The organism is Caulobacter sp. 05L422 (genome assembly GCF_056397765.1).
Genome location: NZ_JBFTOB010000044.1, coordinates 5,001 through 7,375 on the forward strand (window position 1 = coordinate 5,001; position 2,375 = coordinate 7,375).

At 54.4% G+C, this 2,375-nt stretch carries 1 tRNA gene and 2 rRNA genes (1 of these 3 only partly in view); all 3 read left to right on the forward strand.

Features of this window, described 5'->3' with window-relative positions:
• Positions 1–1,993, forward strand: a 23S ribosomal RNA gene (locus AC1DMQ_RS25675) (it extends 796 nt beyond the left edge of the window).
• Positions 1,994–2,104: 111 nt separating this feature from the next.
• Positions 2,105–2,219: ribosomal RNA gene (gene rrf / locus AC1DMQ_RS25680) — 5S ribosomal RNA — on the forward strand.
• A 78-nt stretch (positions 2,220–2,297) separates the two neighbouring features.
• Positions 2,298–2,374: transfer RNA gene (locus AC1DMQ_RS25685), tRNA-Met, on the forward strand.
• Position 2,375: the final 1 nt, after the last annotated feature.

Sequence of the window (2,375 nt, forward strand, 5' to 3'; positions counted from 1 at the left end):
GATGACTTGTGGATAGGGGTGAAAGGCCAATCAAACCTGGACATAGCTGGTTCTCCGCGAAAACTATTTAGGTAGTGCCTCAGACGGACTCCTCGGGGGGTAGAGCACTGAATGGATGCGGGGGGAGCGATCTCTACCAATTCTAATCAAACTCCGAATACCCGAGAGAGATATCTGGGAGACACACGGCGGGTGCTAACGTCCGTCGTGAAAAGGGAAACAACCCTAACCATCATCTAAGGCCCCCAAGTTCTGGCTAAGTGGGAAACGATGTGGGTTTGCTTTGACAACCAGGATGTTGGCTTAGAAGCAGCCATCATTTAAAGAAAGCGTAACAGCTCACTGGTCAAGCGAACCTGCGCGGAAAATGTAACGGGGCTCAAGCCAGACGCCGAAGGTATGGGTTTGCTCTTTGAGCAAGCGGTAGCGGAGCGTTCCGTAAGCCGGTGAAGGTGAGGCGTGAGCCTTGCTGGAGGTATCGGAAGTGAGAATGCTGACATGAGTAGCGATAAAGAGTGTGAGAGACACTCTCGCCGAAAGCCCAAGGGTTCCTGCGTAAAGCTAATCTGCGCAGGGTTAGTCGGCCCCTAAGGCGAGGCCGAAAGGCGTAGTCGATGGGAATCAGGTGAATATTCCTGAACCAGTTGGAAGTGACGGATCTGGTAAATTGTCTAGGCTTATTGGATTGCTCTGGGCAGTGAACAGGTCCCTGGAAATAACTCCAACGGAGACCGTACCCGAAACCGACACAGGTGGGCAGGTAGAGTATACCAAGGCGCTTGAGAGAACTATGCTGAAGGAACTCGGCAAATTGCACGCGTAACTTCGGGATAAGCGTGACTCTTATTTGGGCAACCAGAAAAGAGTGGCACAGGCCAGGGGGTAGCGACTGTTTATCAAAAACACAGGGCTCTGCGAAGCCGCAAGGCGACGTATAGGGTCTGACGCCTGCCCGGTGCCGGAAGGTTAAAAGGAGTGGTGCAAGCTGCGAATTGAAGCCCCGGTAAACGGCGGCCGTAACTATAACGGTCCTAAGGTAGCGAAATTCCTTGTCGGGTAAGTTCCGACCTGCACGAATGGCGTAACGACTTCCCCACTGTCTCCAGCATAGGCTCAGCGAAATTGAATTCCCCGTGAAGATGCGGGGTTCCCGCGGTCAGACGGAAAGACCCTATGAACCTTTACTGCAGCTTCGCCTTGGCGTTAGCAACAACATGTGTAGGATAGGTGGGAGGCTATGAAACCGGGGCGCCAGTCTCGGTGGAGCCATCCTTGAAATACCACCCTTATTGTTGTTGACGTCTAACCGCGGCCCGTTATCCGGGTCCGGGACATGGCGTGGCGGGCAGTTTGACTGGGGCGGTCGCCTCCCAAAGTGTAACGGAGGCGCGCGATGGTGGGCTCAGACCGGTCGGAAATCGGTCGTCGAGTGCAATGGCATAAGCCCGCCTGACTGCGAGACTGACAAGTCGAGCAGAGACGAAAGTCGGCCATAGTGATCCGGTGGTCCTGCGTGGAAGGGCCATCGCTCAACGAATAAAAGGTACTCTAGGGATAACAGGCTGATTTTGCCCAAGAGTCCATATCGACGGCAAAGTTTGGCACCTCGATGTCGGCTCATCACATCCTGGGGCTGGAGCAGGTCCCAAGGGTTCGGCTGTTCGCCGATTAAAGTGGTACGTGAGCTGGGTTCAGAACGTCGTGAGACAGTTTGGTCCCTATCTGCCGTGGGTGTACGAGACTTGAGAGGATCTGTCCCTAGTACGAGAGGACCGGGATGGACACACCTCTGGTGGACCTGTCATGGCGCCAGCTGTGCAGCAGGGTAGCTAAGTGTGGAATAGATAACCGCTGAAAGCATCTAAGCGGGAAACTAACCTCAAAACAAGGTCTCGCTGAGAGCCGTGGTAGACCACCACGTTGATAGGCCAGGTGTGGAAGCGCTGTGAGGCGTGTAGCTTACTGGTACTAATAGCTCGATAGGCTTGATCGTTCTTCAGTCAAACCCATGACTGAGCTTTACAACATACCCAGACATTAGATGTCTTCTTCACAACATGCTTCGGTGAGCTAATCCCTCACCGAACAGCATCCTTTTTGCTGACCTGGTGGCTATGCCGGGGGTTCCCCACCCGATCCCATTCCGAACTCGGTCGTTAAGTCCCCCAGGGCCAATGGTACTTCGTCTCAAGGCGCGGGAGAGTAGGTCGCCGCCAGGTCCGCTAAAAGGATGCTTCTTGTAGAGCTCACGCTCCAAAGTCCAACCCTACCCACGATACACAAACTACCTCCTTCGCCGCGGGGTGGAGCAGCCCGGTAGCTCGTCAGGCTCATAACCTGAAGGTCACAGGTTCAAATCCTGTCCCCGCACCCAA